The sequence below is a fragment of the Entomospira culicis genome (assembly GCF_028748145.1).
Lineage (GTDB): Bacteria > Spirochaetota > Spirochaetia > WRBN01 > WRBN01 > Entomospira > Entomospira culicis.
In genome coordinates this window covers 39,498-52,153 of the sequence record NZ_CP118182.1, presented here as the reverse complement: position 1 = coordinate 52,153, position 12,656 = coordinate 39,498, and the positions used below count along the sequence as shown (strand labels likewise).

Here is a 12,656-nt window from a genome sequence, read left to right as displayed (position 1 = left end):
GCACTCTTTTGGTTACACTTGAGCTTTTTTTTGATTTGCACTATAATGGATAAGATTTCGCGTAGACATTTTAGAGGGAGATTCGAATCGATGGCAAACAAACGACGCAAACAAGCACGCAAAAAAGCTTCGCCTGCCCCGCTCTTTTTGGTGATTATCCTCATTCTTGGCGCAGCGCTATATTATATTGATCCCAGCTTTTTGCAAGATCTTGAGCTCTTTCCCGAGCAACCATCAACCCTCGCCCCGCCATCTTCTAGCGTTGTTAATCCCGATGGGCAAGAGGTGGAAGAGCTCTCTTCGCGCAATCAAGCGCTAGCAGGCAAGGTGCACGAGAAGACCGGTGTGCCTTACGAACGCGTGGTAACCATGGGGCCTAATGGACACTATATCGCGATTGTGGTGCCTCAGTTTGACTACTTCTTTAGCGTTACCCTGCCCCAAGATCTCTTTTTAGCCAGCGATAGCAAACAGTTTGCCTATGCCAATAGTCAGCTTAAATCGGCGGTGGAGAAGAGCGTCGATTTGCAAAAGAAATTTAGTGCCGATCAACTTGCCCAAATTCGTGCCGGTAAGCGCCCCAAAGGCTACACCTGGCATCATGATGCGCCCTTAGGCTTATTGCTTTTGGTAGATAGCGATCTTCATGCCAAGAGCGCGCACACGGGGGGAAGATCGATTTGGGGTGGCGGTGGCGACTATCGCTAAATTTTTTATCTAAAAGGAGTTATGCATGGCTGTTTCTTGGAATTTTGTCGAACCCATCACTGAACCAAGCATCGTAACCAGATACTTAGAGGCGCAGAAGGTTATCTTGCCAACGGAAATTATCCAGCATATTCTTGCCTACAATGGTGGCGCGCCCACGCCCAGCTGTTTCGATTCGCCATACGGGCAAGAGCATGAAGTTGGCTACCTGCTCTCCTACCTGCCCGATAGCGCCCAGAGCGTCTACAGTGTGCGCAACGCCCTAATCGAGGAACATCACATCCCCCATCTCTTTCCCCTCATGGACGACAACTTTGGTAATTACATCTGCTACGACACCCAAGAAAATCGCATCGTCTATTGGCTACACGAAGAGCATATCTACGCAACCATCGCAGAGAATTGGGAAGAATTTATTAGCAATTTATATTAAAAAATATATTTATTTCTCTCAAATCTTCTGCCACTATTCCATAATTATGCACAAAAAATCGCTTTTTTTATCTTTATCTAATTGACGCTATTACATATTTATGTTATAATCGTAAGAAATATATGAATTAAATAAGCTTATGCAGCAATTGCGCGCTTATTTAGGAGGTTTTTTATGAAAAAGAGCGTGTTTAGCCTTGCTCTCTTGGCGCTGATGAGCCTTGTGTTGGTCAGTTGCCCCAGTGCAAAACAAGAAGAGTCGGGTAAAATCCTAAGAGTCGGGATGATTAATCCCAACGCCAAGCTAGATATGCATCTCTATCAGTGGAGTGACCTAATGTCTATCTCCGATCACGTGGTGCAACCTCTCTTTGCCTATGATGATAATCTTAACGTCGTGCCTCTACTTACCACCGATTATCCTGTCATTAGCGAGGATGGGCGTCTTTATACCTTTACCTTGAAAGAAGGTATCACTTTCCACGATGGTAGCCCCATGACCAGTGCTGATGTGCAATTTCTCTTTCAGCGTATGTTTGACGCATCTGTCTCTGGGCAAATTGCTATAGCCTCGGGTTCTTATGACATGATCGTCGGCTCAAAAGAGTTGATGAATGGCACTGCCTCAGGCGATCTGCGTGGATTTACTATCATCGACGATCGCACCTTTAGCATCGAATTAGAGATGCCATTTGCGCCTTTTATTCAAAACCTCGCCATGAGCTATGCAGGGATTATCTCTAAAAATGCCTACCTTAACACCGCCGATAAAGAGAGCTGGGGTATTTCCACTCTTATTGGCAGTGGTCCTTATACCTTTAAGCAGTATCATCATAAAGATGGCGTAACGCTTTTGGCCAATGAACATTATTGGGGAGGCTTCCGCCCTGCGATTGATCAACTCAACTTCCACTTTTTTGATGATCCTACCACGGCTCTTTTAGAGTATGAGAGTGGCAACATTGATATTGTGGAATTGACTATGGACAAGTATGAAGAGTATTCCAGTGGACGCTTTGCTAGCCATATCCAAAAGAAGGATATCTTGGGAACGTACATGATTATTGTTAGCTTTACCAACTCTCCTTTTAGTGATGTGAAAGTCCGTGAGGCCTTTGCCTATGCCTTGGATCGCGATCTTATTGTAGAGCAAGTGTACAAGAATATTCTCGATAAAAATGATAATTTCTTACCCAAGGGCATCCCCGGACGCAACCCTAATGTCAAGCTTCCTGCCTATAATCCGGAAAAAGCCAAGCAACTCCTTAATGAAGCTGGCTATCCTAACGGGATTGATATCGAGGCTTCTTTTCGCACGGGCAACCAAACGCGTCGTCAACTCTGGACACTGATTCAGGCTAAAGCTAAAGATGCTGGGTTCAATATTACTGCACGTGAGATGGACATTGGCCAGCACACCGAGCTTAGCAATAAGGGCGAACTTATTATGCAAGACGCTGGGTGGATTGCCTCCTTTCCTGATGCCGATGACTTGATGTACACCTTCTTTCACAGTAGTTGGAGTCATTTGAAGTCCTCCAACCTCAAGAATGATCGTGTGGATGAGCTGCTTGATACTGCTCGTCAATCTACCGATCCAGAGGCGCGTCGCCTGATGTACGAAGAGGTGGAGCAGATTGTGGTGGGCGATAATTATGCGGTCTATCCTTATGCCAACATCAAGAAGATCTACTTGGTTCAGCCTCGGGTGCAAAATCCTGTCTTCCTTAACGGTATTGGTCAGTATTGGATGAGTGATTTAAAAGAGTAGTAAAAAAGCTCGGATAAAAAACCTAAAAAAATCGGCATCAATAGTAAAGGCGACAGTTTCTGAAGCAAGAACTATGGATGCCGTATCTTATTAGGAGAGAAGCAAAAATCAATAAAATAGGATAGACGTTATGAAAATAGGCAAGATCCTAACACAGTTATTGTGGTCGTTGGCTGTGTTATTTGTGGTGGTAAGTGCAACATTTTTTCTCTTACAAATCTTACCAGGCGACCCGGTAAAGATGATGATGGGCGAGCGGGTGAATCCCGAAGTGTTAGCGCAAATTCGCGAGCAAATGGGGTTGAATAAGCCCTTAATCGAGCAGTACATCGACTTTTGGCAGAAGATTTTTCAATTAGATTTTGGGCGATCCTATCAACTAAAGATGCCAGTTACCGACTTAGTTGCGGAGGCATCGGTGGTTACGCTCAAGTTGGCCTTCTATTCCATTATTATCGCGGTGGTCGGTGGCTTACTCATTGGCGTTACCGCAGCCATTTATCGGGGAACATGGGTAGATAATCTCTTAATGAGCTTTGCTGTGCTCAATATTTCTACGCCATCGTTCTGGTTTGCCTTGATGCTTCAGTTAATTTTTGGACTTTGGCTGGGCTGGTTGCCGATTTCGGGCTACCGCACCCCGATGCACTTTGTCTTACCGGCCTTTGCGCTGGGCTTACGCTATATGGCATCGTTAGCACGCTTAACCCGCACCAGCATGCTTGAGGTGCTCTCTTCGGAGTATCTTTTGGCGGCGAAGGCCAAGGGCGTGGGCAATTTACGCTTGATTTGGGTGCATGCCTTTGGCAATGCGTTGTTACCGATTATGACCTTTATTGGTGGATCGCTTGCCGATATGCTAGCAGGCGCGATGCTGATTGAGCAGATTTTTGGTCTACCGGGGGTCGGTCGCCTCACGATTAGCAGTTTACTTGGACGCGATCTTCCCTTATTACAGGCGACGGTGATCTATCTTACGGTGATATCAGTGGGAATCTATCTCTTGGTTGACTGGCTAGCGATGTTCATCGACCCAAGAGTACGCATGAAAGGAGTACGAGATGAAGGATAAATTTGCGCTTATTAAAGCCAAAGAGTGGCCAGGCAGTGAGAATGTCAGTAAGGAAGGGCCTTATCGGCGGACATGGCGCTTGTTACGTAGCGATCCGGTGGCCTTAATCTCGATGGTGGTGATTGCATTATTGTTGATTATGGCGATTTTTGCACCATGGGTTGCACCTTATTCGCCTAATGAGATTGTGGCGCAACCGCTACAGAAGAGTTCGGGAGCGCACTGGCTGGGTACCGATGAGTCGGGTCGGGATATCCTCTCTCGCCTGATTTACGGCGCAAGAATCTCGATGAGCGTGGCGATTGGCGCGCAGATTTTGGTGAGCTTTATCGGCTTTTGGATGGGTCTTCTCGCCGGTTACATGGGTGGCTGGGTCGATCGGGTGGTCTCCTTTATTATCCAAGTCTTTGCCTCCTTCCCTTATCTGCTCTTTGCGATGGCGCTAATGTTTGCGATGGGATCGGGCATTATCAATCTCTTCTTGGCGATTGGTCTGCTCTCTTGGGCAAGTACGGCGAGGGTGATTCGTACACAGGTGATGAGTTTGAAGCACCGTGAGTTTGTCGATGCTAGCTGGATGATGGGGGCAAGCCACTATTGGATTATGACCAAACACTTACTGCCAAATGTTTTACCCAGTATTATTGTCTTGGCGACAATGGGTATTCCGGGGGCGATTATGGCCGAGGCAACCTTGAGTTACTTGGGTCTTGGCGTGCAGATTCCTACGGCGAGCTGGGGGCAGATGATCCAAGCGGCGCAACCGAATATCCGCACCTTTCCCCAATATAGCTTAGCGACAGGATTTATCATGGTGATTAGCGTCTTGGCCTTTAACCTCTTTGGCGATAGGCTGCGCGATGCCTTGGATCCGCGCTTGGGTTCGAGATAAAGGAGGCAAAGAATGAGTGAAGAGTATATTGCACGGGTAGAGAATTTGCATATTCATATTAAGACGCAAGCAGGGATGGTAGAGGCGGTGCGTGGGGTTGATCTCAACTTTAAAGCGCATCAAACCATTGGCTTGATTGGTGAGTCGGGCTCGGGTAAGTCGATGATGGCGCGCACGCTCTTGGGGCTTCTACCTGCTGGCGGGTCGATTGTGGAGGGGCATGTCTATTATAATGAAAAGCCCGTTGAGCAGTACACCGATAAAGAGTGGCGATCGTTGCGAGGCAAAGAGATCGCGATGATCTTTCAAGACCCGATGCACGCGCTCAATCCGATTATGAGCATTGGTAAGCAGTTGAGCGAGGCGATCGTTCTCTCGCAACAAGTGAGCTGGAAAGAGGCCAAAAGCCAAGCGCTCATCTACCTAGAGAAGGTGGGCATCGAGCCAACCATGGAGCGCTATCATAGCTATCCGCATCAATACTCTGGGGGTATGCGTCAGCGTATTGCCATTGCCATGGCATTGAGTTCTAAACCAAAACTGCTGATTTGCGATGAGCCAACTACCGCGTTGGATGTTTCCACACAAGCACAGATTATCGATCTGATTATTGCATTGCAAAAAGAGTATGCGATGGCTATTCTCTTTATTAGTCATGATTTATCGCTTGTCTCGCAGATGGCCGATGAGATCGCCATTATGTATGCGGGGCGCATCGTAGAGCATGCCAGCACCAAGGAGATCTTCTTACAACCCAAGCATCCTTATACCTGGGCGCTTTTGAGTGCGATGGTCGATTTTCAACCCAAAAGCGAGATGCTCTACACCATTGAGGGCACGCCGCCGCTCTTGGTCAATCCACCCAAAGGCGATCTCTTTGCCTATCGCAGTGAGTTTGCCCTTGATATCGATTTTGAAGAGGATCCGCCCTTTTTTACCGTAAGTCCCACGCATCGGGTGGCGAGTTGGCTCTTAGACGAGCGCGCACCAGCCATTGCTATGCCCGCGCATCTTACCCATCAGATACAAAAATTGCGCATCATGGAGAAGAAACATGAGTAATGATATCATTCTATTAACGGTTGAAGATGTCAGCCTATCCTTTGTTCAGTCGAAAGAGAGTGTGGTTAAAGCGCTTAATCATGTCAGTTTTATGGTGAAGCGTGGGGAGATTTTTGGCTTAGTCGGTGAATCTGGGTCGGGCAAGAGCACGATGGGGCGCGCCATTGCGCGCTTGGTGCGTCCGCAAAGTGGCTCCATTCGCCTTGAGGGCAAGGAGTTAACGCGAAAAATGTCTACCAAAGAGCGTAAAATTTCTGCCAAAGATGTGCAGATGATCTTTCAAGACCCGATGAGCGCACTCAACCCCAAGTGGACGGTGATGCAGATGCTCTTAGAACCGCTCAACATTCACCAAAATAGCCTCTCTAGTGCCGAAAAGCAGAGCGCCGTCTTTGCGATGATGGAAGAAGTTGGATTAAATCCTGCGTATGCAAATCGTTATGTACACGAGTTTTCTGGCGGACAACGGCAACGCATCTCGATTGCCCGCGCCTTGATGAATCGCCCTAAGCTACTCATTTGCGACGAATCGATCGCTGCCTTGGATCTCTCGATTCAAGCACAGATTGTCAATCTGCTCAAAAAGCTACGCAAAGAGTTTGACCTCAGTATGATCTTCATTAGCCACGACTTAGCCATGGTCAATTATATCTCCGATCGCATCGGCGTAATCTACAAAGGCGATCTCGTGGAGATGGGCGATGCCGACCAAGTCTACCACCATCCGCAACACGCCTACACCAAATCGCTACTCAACGCCATTCCCAAGGTAGCCTTTACCTAGACGATTATCGATAGGAGCAGATCCTTATCTGCTCCTGCTTCTCTTTCTCTCCACAAAAAAACCACCCTCAAGCAAATCGCTTAAGAGTGGCAAACAACACTAAGGAATAAAACAACCTTTATGCCTCTAGTCTATAACGATACGGCGCTTTTGTCAAGGGGACGTATCGGCTTAAGCGCCTAATTTAGCACTAAAAATCTTTTATTCTCACATCTTAACTTGACAAATTTAACAAAAGCATTGTATAATAGGAGCATGCCAGACGATAGCCACCTTAAGCATCCCAAGCATCCTGTGCCTAACGCCCAGAATTACTCTTATAAATTTTTTAAGAGTATTCACTTCCTTTTATTAGGAGTCGCCCTCATTGCGTTAATTATGGCTATGGTGAGAGGCGATCTTTATCGCCAAAACCCAAAATTTACCCTTCAGCCAAGTGGCGTGCAAGTCCAACTAAACGATCGTAAGGCAGAACCTCTCTCCCTGCTCTTTGGCATGTCCGTATCGCAAGTTCGGGATCTCTTAGGTATGGAATCCCTCTTAGATGAACAACTTTATCTCTATAGCCAGCTAGGACTTGCCCTTTTTTTTGATGCGCATGAGGGCTTACGCGTGATTGCCTACTTCTCTAACGATGCGCTCAACCCGCTTGCCATTGGTAGTACGTGGTCTATCGATCACGTACGCTTTAACGCCGGCTTTGTTGGGAGCTCCTTTCGTAAAATGACCAAAAACCTCCAAAAAGTTGCCAGCCTCCAAGAGCATACCCCCGCCGAAGTACGATTCTTGCTCTATAGCAACACCCTACAGCTCCACAGCGACCAGCGAGATCGCGTAACCGCCGTGATTTACACCTATCAAGATTATAAGGTGCCCTCTTATGGATAAAGCCCGCCCACTATTTATCTTCATGCTTCTGTTACTCCTGCCTACAGCGATCGTTGCGCAAGCCTATCCCCAAGCCAAAGCATTAAACCAGCCCTTGCCCCAAAAAACCGCGCGTATCCAAGCGCATCTTCATCATCAAGGGGTCAGTTTGCAACGCTACGACCATACCTACTCGCTTCTCTTTGGCGAAAGTCGTCATACGCTAGAAACCATGCTTGGGCAGGCAAACTCTTATACGCGCCAAGCCCACCCCTTTTATCAGATTTTCTCGGCACACTACCCGAATCTTGGCTTGACCTTGCATTATCATCAAGACTTATTGGTGCAAGTCAGCCTCTACCAAACGCCACGCAGTGGGTTTGTCAAACTGCATATCCATGAGCAACGGCTCTCTTTTTATCAAAATATACAAGATGTTAAAGAGATATTATCGACGTTTAATGAGCTTTGGCTCACGCAGAATCGTATGCGCTTTGGCGAGAATTATCTGACCCTCCATGCCACGCCCCAGCAAGAGCGCTTGCAAGTTCTTCACTACCAGAGCCACTTCTTTCGCCCCTACCACGAGATGCAGGGAGCAGAGGTGGTACATGTTACGCTTTTGGATGATGCCATCACCTTCAATCATCACGATACTATCCCATTTGGGCTCTCGCTAGCCAAGGTCATCGCACACGTAGAGCCTCACTTAGCCCCTTCTGATATTCTAACGATAGAAGAGATCGAGCCTACCGAGGATCGCCCTCGTTTCACGATACTTACCATCCCTTCGCTTGCCAGTCGTTTTATCTTTGTCGATGATCAGCTCCAGCAGTGGCTTATCCTCTTGAGTGATGAGACGCGCTATCGGCGCTTACCTCCGCTTCTCATTCACGATGAGCAACAAAAAATTACCTACAACTACGCCGACTATCTGCAAGCAAACATCCATACTTTTGCACTGCTTGGCTATGGGTATCCCCAAATAGGCGATTCGCCGAGCAAAGCGATGCACCTTAAAAGGGAGCAGCTAGCGGTGATTGCATAAAGGCAAAAAATCGCCTAAAATAACCAGATAAGAGTCTGCGCGATACCCTAGCGTATAGACCAAGAGGAGTATCATATCATGTTTCAAGATGCCTATTTGACCTTTTTTATCCTCTTTTTTAGTCCGCTGATTGGTCTGACAATCATCTTTTTTGTGGTGCTCTTTTGGCAGAGTCTCTGGCAAAAACGCCTAGCGAATGAGCCTCACAATACCGAACTTTCGCTTAAAGTTGCACGACTCATCAAGGTGCGTAAAATTTTAATGGTCATCATTACCATTTGGACATTATTGCTCATGCTCTTTGTCCATCAAAATCTGAAACTCACTCCGCCAACCGAATAACGCGATGCAAAGTCAACTATTACTGCCCTTTTTTCTGCAAGTGCTCCTGCCTATCGTCCTTTTACTCCTTGCCCAAGCGCTCCTTCATTATAGCCTAGAGGCGCAATATCGGCGTCTTAATATTGATGAGCTATATCTAAACGAGAACAAAAAAGAGCATCCAACGCTCCAACGCTTACGCGATATACGGCTTACCCTTAAGCTATTAACCCTGCCCCTGCTTATTCTCCTCTTTTTCAACTTTCAAAATACCCTACAACACCAGCAACCGCCAACCACGCGCAGATCGGCGCAACAGCATAGTAACGGGTTGCCAAGTTTTGGGGAGAGTCAAGCCTCCTCCCCTAGCGAGCGCCAAAGCAATCGCGAAGCAGAGCGTGGTGGGTTACAAGGGCAACGATCGCCATTTTTTGGCTGGGTGCTTTTTGGCATGCTCCTTCTTACCCTTGGTGCGCTCTTTCTCTTACGTATCCACCCGCACGCCAGTTATCCACTGGTCTTTCAGCCTAAGGCGTGGCTAGAAGAGATCAACTCCACAGAAATAGGCGAAAATGCTTGGCGTAAGCTACGGCGTTGGTGGCAAATTCAATTGCCTATCATCATGGTGATTCAGCTAAAAGTGTTGCCCTATCATTGGCAAATGTACCTCAATTATGCCGTCTACGGCTTATCCTTGCTCTTCATCGTGATAACTTTACTCAACGTACGCACCGCTTGGCGCATACGCGGGCGCTACTTAGAGTTACTTTTAGAGCGAGAAGGTGATATGCACTTGCTTCACTGGCGAGGGATTATCGCGCGACGCAAACATGATCAAGAGGCGCGCCATCGGGCATTTTTAACCATCAGCCAAGAGGAGTATGAAGCACAATTAACACTGCTGCGCTCGCTGTTTATCGTGATAAGTTTGCTTGGATACTATATTTAATTCTCTATATAAAAGGAACATACATGAAGTCAACATCGCTTAAAGAAAAACGTATCGCACAAGTTATTATCGGGCTAAGCCTCTTCCTGATCGCCTTTGTCTTGTATCAACTTCTCATTGCGCCGGCGCTCTTTCGCGCATGGCAGGAGAAACATCTCCAACCCGACGGATTGATCTTAAAAGAAGAATTTTTCTGGGGTAATGCCTTCTTTATTGATAGCATTTGGCATCACGAGCAACTGCCCAACAACACCTTTACGCGCTCTTCGCTCTCTTTTTGGCAGTTGCAACAGTGGCAAAACGACCAGACAACGATCCGTTTCACTAGCCAGCAACGCGGGATGATGCTCTTACCCAGATATGTGGATGTTGCCGATTTTTTAGAGCAGAAAACATCCATAGAGGAGATCCGACTCACGCTTACACCGACACCAGAATCGCCCCAGCTTTGGCTTGATGAAGAGGGTAAACCCTTTAACACCAATAAATTGGATCGATCTGACCTTGCCTCGCGTACGCTCAACCTCTATGCCGATGGCTTCACCATTCACGAGACCTTTACTGATGGCACCGAAGAGCTCTGGGCTTTTGCACAACGCAACGGTATTTTCCATCTGGATGCAACATTTAGCCCAAATGATGCGCCCCTTGCCCACTATCGCCTAGATAATGTCAAACTACCCAAAGCGTGGCGAAACGTCTTTCAAGAATTCACGACCCTCACCCAAAAAATGACAAAAAATATCGAACTCCTTGAAGATACCAGCGCATCCATGATGGCTCTTTATACCATGTTTGCGCAACAAAACACCCGCATACAACAATCTCTGCTCAAGATTCTACGTCACAATGCACCCGTACGCCAAATGCTCTTTAAAGAGGATGGCACCTTTTTGCTTGGGGGCATTGAGCGGATCGCTCCACGAGAGGATATTTTATTAGTGAAGACCGTACACGGTCTCTACGCTATCGACCGAAAAAATCACACGATGCGATTAGTAACCGAGGAAGAGCGTAAGGCGCTCAAACCGCGCTTTAAACGCGTCTAACCTAAGCGATCAAGCCTTCTTACTTTTTAAACGATTTCATCAGGAGTAAGAGGATTTGATCGCGATTATAAGACTCCGAAGCATGCAATTCGATCAGGCAAATTCCCTCATGATAAAATGCATAACTATCCATCTCTTCATGATAAATCAATTCATATTCACTGGAAGCGGTAGCATTAGGCGCTAAAAAGTGTTGTGCTTCATCCAAAGCATCTTCGGCGCTTTTCTGACCTTTCTCCTTAGCTTTCAACTCTTTATAAGTCGCATTGATGCTACTCAGTGGCGGCGGATTATCGCCTAACTCAGGCAGATGCTTCTGCACATAGCGCGCCTTGGCAATGGTGCTCGCCCCTACACCTAGCTCCTTGGCCATGCGATCGAGCCTACGCCCCGCACCATCTTGCGCCTTACCTTCGCCATAAATTTTATCCAGCTTTTCGATAGCATTAAGCAATTCGTGCGGAGTGAGATTACGCCGTGAGGTCTGCTCGCGTAAGGCATAGTAAAGCGCCTCGGTTTCCGATGCAAACGCGCGAATATAGACCGGCACATAAGTAAGCCCCGCATGCTTCGCGGCCTGTAGACGGGTATGTCCCTCAATCACCACCAGCTGACTATTGACAACAATCGGGCGCGCCTGATCATAACCATCCTTTTGCATCGAGGCAGTGATTTCGGCTAAAACATCGGCATCCATAGAAAAGAGTGAGGCATACGTCTCTTCGAGTTTAAGATCGCCGATAGGTAATAAGCGCGCCTTATTCTGTCCATCCATTGTCTCTTCACGATTGGGTTCCAGCGTGCGTAATGTGGGACGTTGTTTTGCCATCTAAAAGACCTCCACCGCAAATTGCTCTTCGGTAATTTCAATCACTAATTGGGCAATGCTCTGAAAAAGCACCTTGGTATCGCCCTTATTGTTGACCGGCATACTCGCATCCAGATGTTTTTTTACGGCGATGGTACTCTTAATTTGCGTCTGTAAAAAGACTTCTTCACCAAAGGCTTCTCTAAATTGCTCCATATAGAGATTGGTGAGGGTATTATTGGTGGCAAAATTATTAATTAAAATAAACCAATGTTCATATTTATGCGTCTCTAATTGAAGTTTGCGCGCCAACAATTGCGTGGCCTTTACGGTGTTGTGGCTCAAATCGACCGGACTAATAATAATATCGCTGGCGTGTACCGCGTTAATGACAAAATTATCCCAAGCCCCGCCGGTATCGATGATGATATAGGCATAAATATCGACAAGATTACTGCGTGCAATCAGGCGTTCAAGGGTGTGTTCTTGCACCGATCGCAGATCGAAAAGTTCAAACTGCGAGCCAACAATATCGATATGCGTACGGTTGGTGGAGAGGATATTAGCTACCAGATCGCCACGCATAAACGCCTGCTGAATATTCTGCTCCTGCAAACGCTGATCCTCTTCAATATAAAGGTTGGTGAGACTATTTTGCGGATCGAGATCGATAAGAAGAATCCGCTTACCGGCGGCGGCTAAGTAGTTGGCGACTAATGCAGCCAAGCTCGTCTTACCAACGCCACCCTTAATATTTGCAAACGTGATCACTTCCATCGAACACCCCTCATCATGATATATGCTTATTATAGCACAAATTATGCATTATATCAAGTCAATATGCCCCAAATTAGTACAACGTTGTACTAACGATATATTAATCTAATCTCTAC

Annotated in this window: 14 protein-coding genes; 12 read left to right on the top strand and 2 right to left on the bottom strand. The window is 46.9% G+C overall.

What is annotated here, in order from left to right; all coding sequences use genetic code 11:
- Nucleotides 1-90 precede the first annotated feature (90 nt).
- The 12 genes from PVA46_RS08020 (at nucleotide 91) to PVA46_RS07965 (ending at nucleotide 10,955) form a co-directional block, all read left to right on the top strand.
- Nucleotides 91-708, top strand: coding sequence for an HNH endonuclease (locus tag PVA46_RS08020; RefSeq protein WP_167696425.1), 618 nt, complete (start codon nucleotides 91-93; stop codon nucleotides 706-708).
- 25 nt (nucleotides 709-733) lie between these two features.
- Entirely contained in the window at nucleotides 734-1,141 is a 408-nt protein-coding gene (locus PVA46_RS08015; RefSeq protein ID WP_167696422.1) for an SMI1/KNR4 family protein, read from the top strand.
- Between the two features lie 174 nt (nucleotides 1,142-1,315).
- A complete protein-coding gene (locus PVA46_RS08010) occupies nucleotides 1,316-2,911 on the top strand; it encodes an ABC transporter substrate-binding protein (RefSeq protein WP_167696420.1) in 1,596 nt (531 codons plus the stop codon).
- A gap of 130 nt (nucleotides 2,912-3,041) precedes the next feature.
- Complete coding sequence (locus tag PVA46_RS08005) at nucleotides 3,042-3,983, top strand: ABC transporter permease (protein WP_167696418.1); 942 nt, start codon at nucleotides 3,042-3,044, stop codon at nucleotides 3,981-3,983.
- Nucleotides 3,973-4,875 carry an ABC transporter permease gene (locus PVA46_RS08000; protein ID WP_167696417.1) on the top strand — a complete coding sequence of 301 codons (903 nt, stop codon included), beginning with the start codon at nucleotides 3,973-3,975 and terminating at the stop codon, nucleotides 4,873-4,875. Before PVA46_RS08005 ends, PVA46_RS08000 begins: the two co-directional genes overlap by 11 nt.
- 12 nt (nucleotides 4,876-4,887) lie before the next feature.
- Nucleotides 4,888-5,937 (top strand): ABC transporter ATP-binding protein, encoded by a 1,050-nt coding sequence (locus PVA46_RS07995; protein WP_167696415.1) that lies wholly within the window; start codon nucleotides 4,888-4,890, stop codon nucleotides 5,935-5,937.
- On the top strand, nucleotides 5,930-6,721 hold the full coding sequence (locus tag PVA46_RS07990) for an ATP-binding cassette domain-containing protein (protein WP_167696413.1): 792 nt from the start codon (nucleotides 5,930-5,932) through the stop codon (nucleotides 6,719-6,721). Before PVA46_RS07995 ends, PVA46_RS07990 begins: the two co-directional genes overlap by 8 nt.
- A gap of 255 nt (nucleotides 6,722-6,976) precedes the next feature.
- Nucleotides 6,977-7,609 carry a hypothetical protein gene (locus tag PVA46_RS07985; protein ID WP_167696411.1) on the top strand — a complete coding sequence of 211 codons (633 nt, stop codon included), beginning with the start codon at nucleotides 6,977-6,979 and terminating at the stop codon, nucleotides 7,607-7,609.
- Nucleotides 7,602-8,636, top strand: a complete 1,035-nt coding sequence (locus tag PVA46_RS07980; RefSeq protein ID WP_167696409.1) for a hypothetical protein — start codon at nucleotides 7,602-7,604, stop codon at nucleotides 8,634-8,636. Before PVA46_RS07985 ends, PVA46_RS07980 begins: the two co-directional genes overlap by 8 nt.
- Nucleotides 8,637-8,714: 78 nt before the next feature.
- Nucleotides 8,715-8,978, top strand: coding sequence for a hypothetical protein (locus PVA46_RS07975; protein ID WP_167696407.1), 264 nt, complete (start codon nucleotides 8,715-8,717; stop codon nucleotides 8,976-8,978).
- 4 nt (nucleotides 8,979-8,982) lie between these two features.
- A complete protein-coding gene (locus PVA46_RS07970; protein ID WP_167696405.1) occupies nucleotides 8,983-9,906 on the top strand; it encodes a hypothetical protein in 924 nt (307 codons plus the stop codon).
- Between the two features lie 23 nt (nucleotides 9,907-9,929).
- Nucleotides 9,930-10,955: a hypothetical protein gene (locus PVA46_RS07965; protein ID WP_167696403.1), complete on the top strand. Its 1,026-nt coding sequence runs from the start codon at nucleotides 9,930-9,932 to the stop codon at nucleotides 10,953-10,955.
- Nucleotides 10,956-10,974: 19 nt separating this feature from the next.
- Here PVA46_RS07965 and PVA46_RS07960 read toward each other — a convergent pair whose 3' ends face one another.
- Nucleotides 10,975-11,784: a ParB/RepB/Spo0J family partition protein gene (locus tag PVA46_RS07960; protein WP_167696401.1), complete on the bottom strand. Its 810-nt coding sequence runs from the start codon at nucleotides 11,782-11,784 to the stop codon at nucleotides 10,975-10,977.
- Nucleotides 11,785-12,540: a ParA family protein gene (locus PVA46_RS07955; RefSeq protein WP_167696399.1), complete on the bottom strand. Its 756-nt coding sequence runs from the start codon at nucleotides 12,538-12,540 to the stop codon at nucleotides 11,785-11,787.
- Nucleotides 12,541-12,656: the final 116 nt, after the last annotated feature.

Bases quoted from the DNA above. Each gene is read 5' to 3' on its own strand.
- PVA46_RS07985 (WP_167696411.1), top strand. From the start codon at position 6,977: ATGCCAGACGATAGCCACCTTAAGCATCCCAAGCATCCTGTGCCTAAC.
- PVA46_RS07995 (WP_167696415.1), top strand. From the start codon at position 4,888: ATGAGTGAAGAGTATATTGCACGGGTAGAGAATTTGCATATTCATATT.
- PVA46_RS07970 (WP_167696405.1), top strand. From the start codon at position 8,983: ATGCAAAGTCAACTATTACTGCCCTTTTTTCTGCAAGTGCTCCTGCCT.
- PVA46_RS07960 (WP_167696401.1), bottom strand. From the start codon at position 11,784: ATGGCAAAACAACGTCCCACATTACGCACGCTGGAACCCAATCGTGAA.
- PVA46_RS08010 (WP_167696420.1), top strand. From the start codon at position 1,316: ATGAAAAAGAGCGTGTTTAGCCTTGCTCTCTTGGCGCTGATGAGCCTT.
- PVA46_RS07965 (WP_167696403.1), top strand. From the start codon at position 9,930: ATGAAGTCAACATCGCTTAAAGAAAAACGTATCGCACAAGTTATTATC.
- PVA46_RS07980 (WP_167696409.1), top strand. From the start codon at position 7,602: ATGGATAAAGCCCGCCCACTATTTATCTTCATGCTTCTGTTACTCCTG.
- PVA46_RS08005 (WP_167696418.1), top strand. From the start codon at position 3,042: ATGAAAATAGGCAAGATCCTAACACAGTTATTGTGGTCGTTGGCTGTG.
- PVA46_RS07955 (WP_167696399.1), bottom strand. From the start codon at position 12,540: ATGGAAGTGATCACGTTTGCAAATATTAAGGGTGGCGTTGGTAAGACG.
- PVA46_RS08020 (WP_167696425.1), top strand. From the start codon at position 91: ATGGCAAACAAACGACGCAAACAAGCACGCAAAAAAGCTTCGCCTGCC.
- PVA46_RS07990 (WP_167696413.1), top strand. From the start codon at position 5,930: ATGAGTAATGATATCATTCTATTAACGGTTGAAGATGTCAGCCTATCC.
- PVA46_RS08000 (WP_167696417.1), top strand. From the start codon at position 3,973: ATGAAGGATAAATTTGCGCTTATTAAAGCCAAAGAGTGGCCAGGCAGT.
- PVA46_RS07975 (WP_167696407.1), top strand. From the start codon at position 8,715: ATGTTTCAAGATGCCTATTTGACCTTTTTTATCCTCTTTTTTAGTCCG.
- PVA46_RS08015 (WP_167696422.1), top strand. From the start codon at position 734: ATGGCTGTTTCTTGGAATTTTGTCGAACCCATCACTGAACCAAGCATC.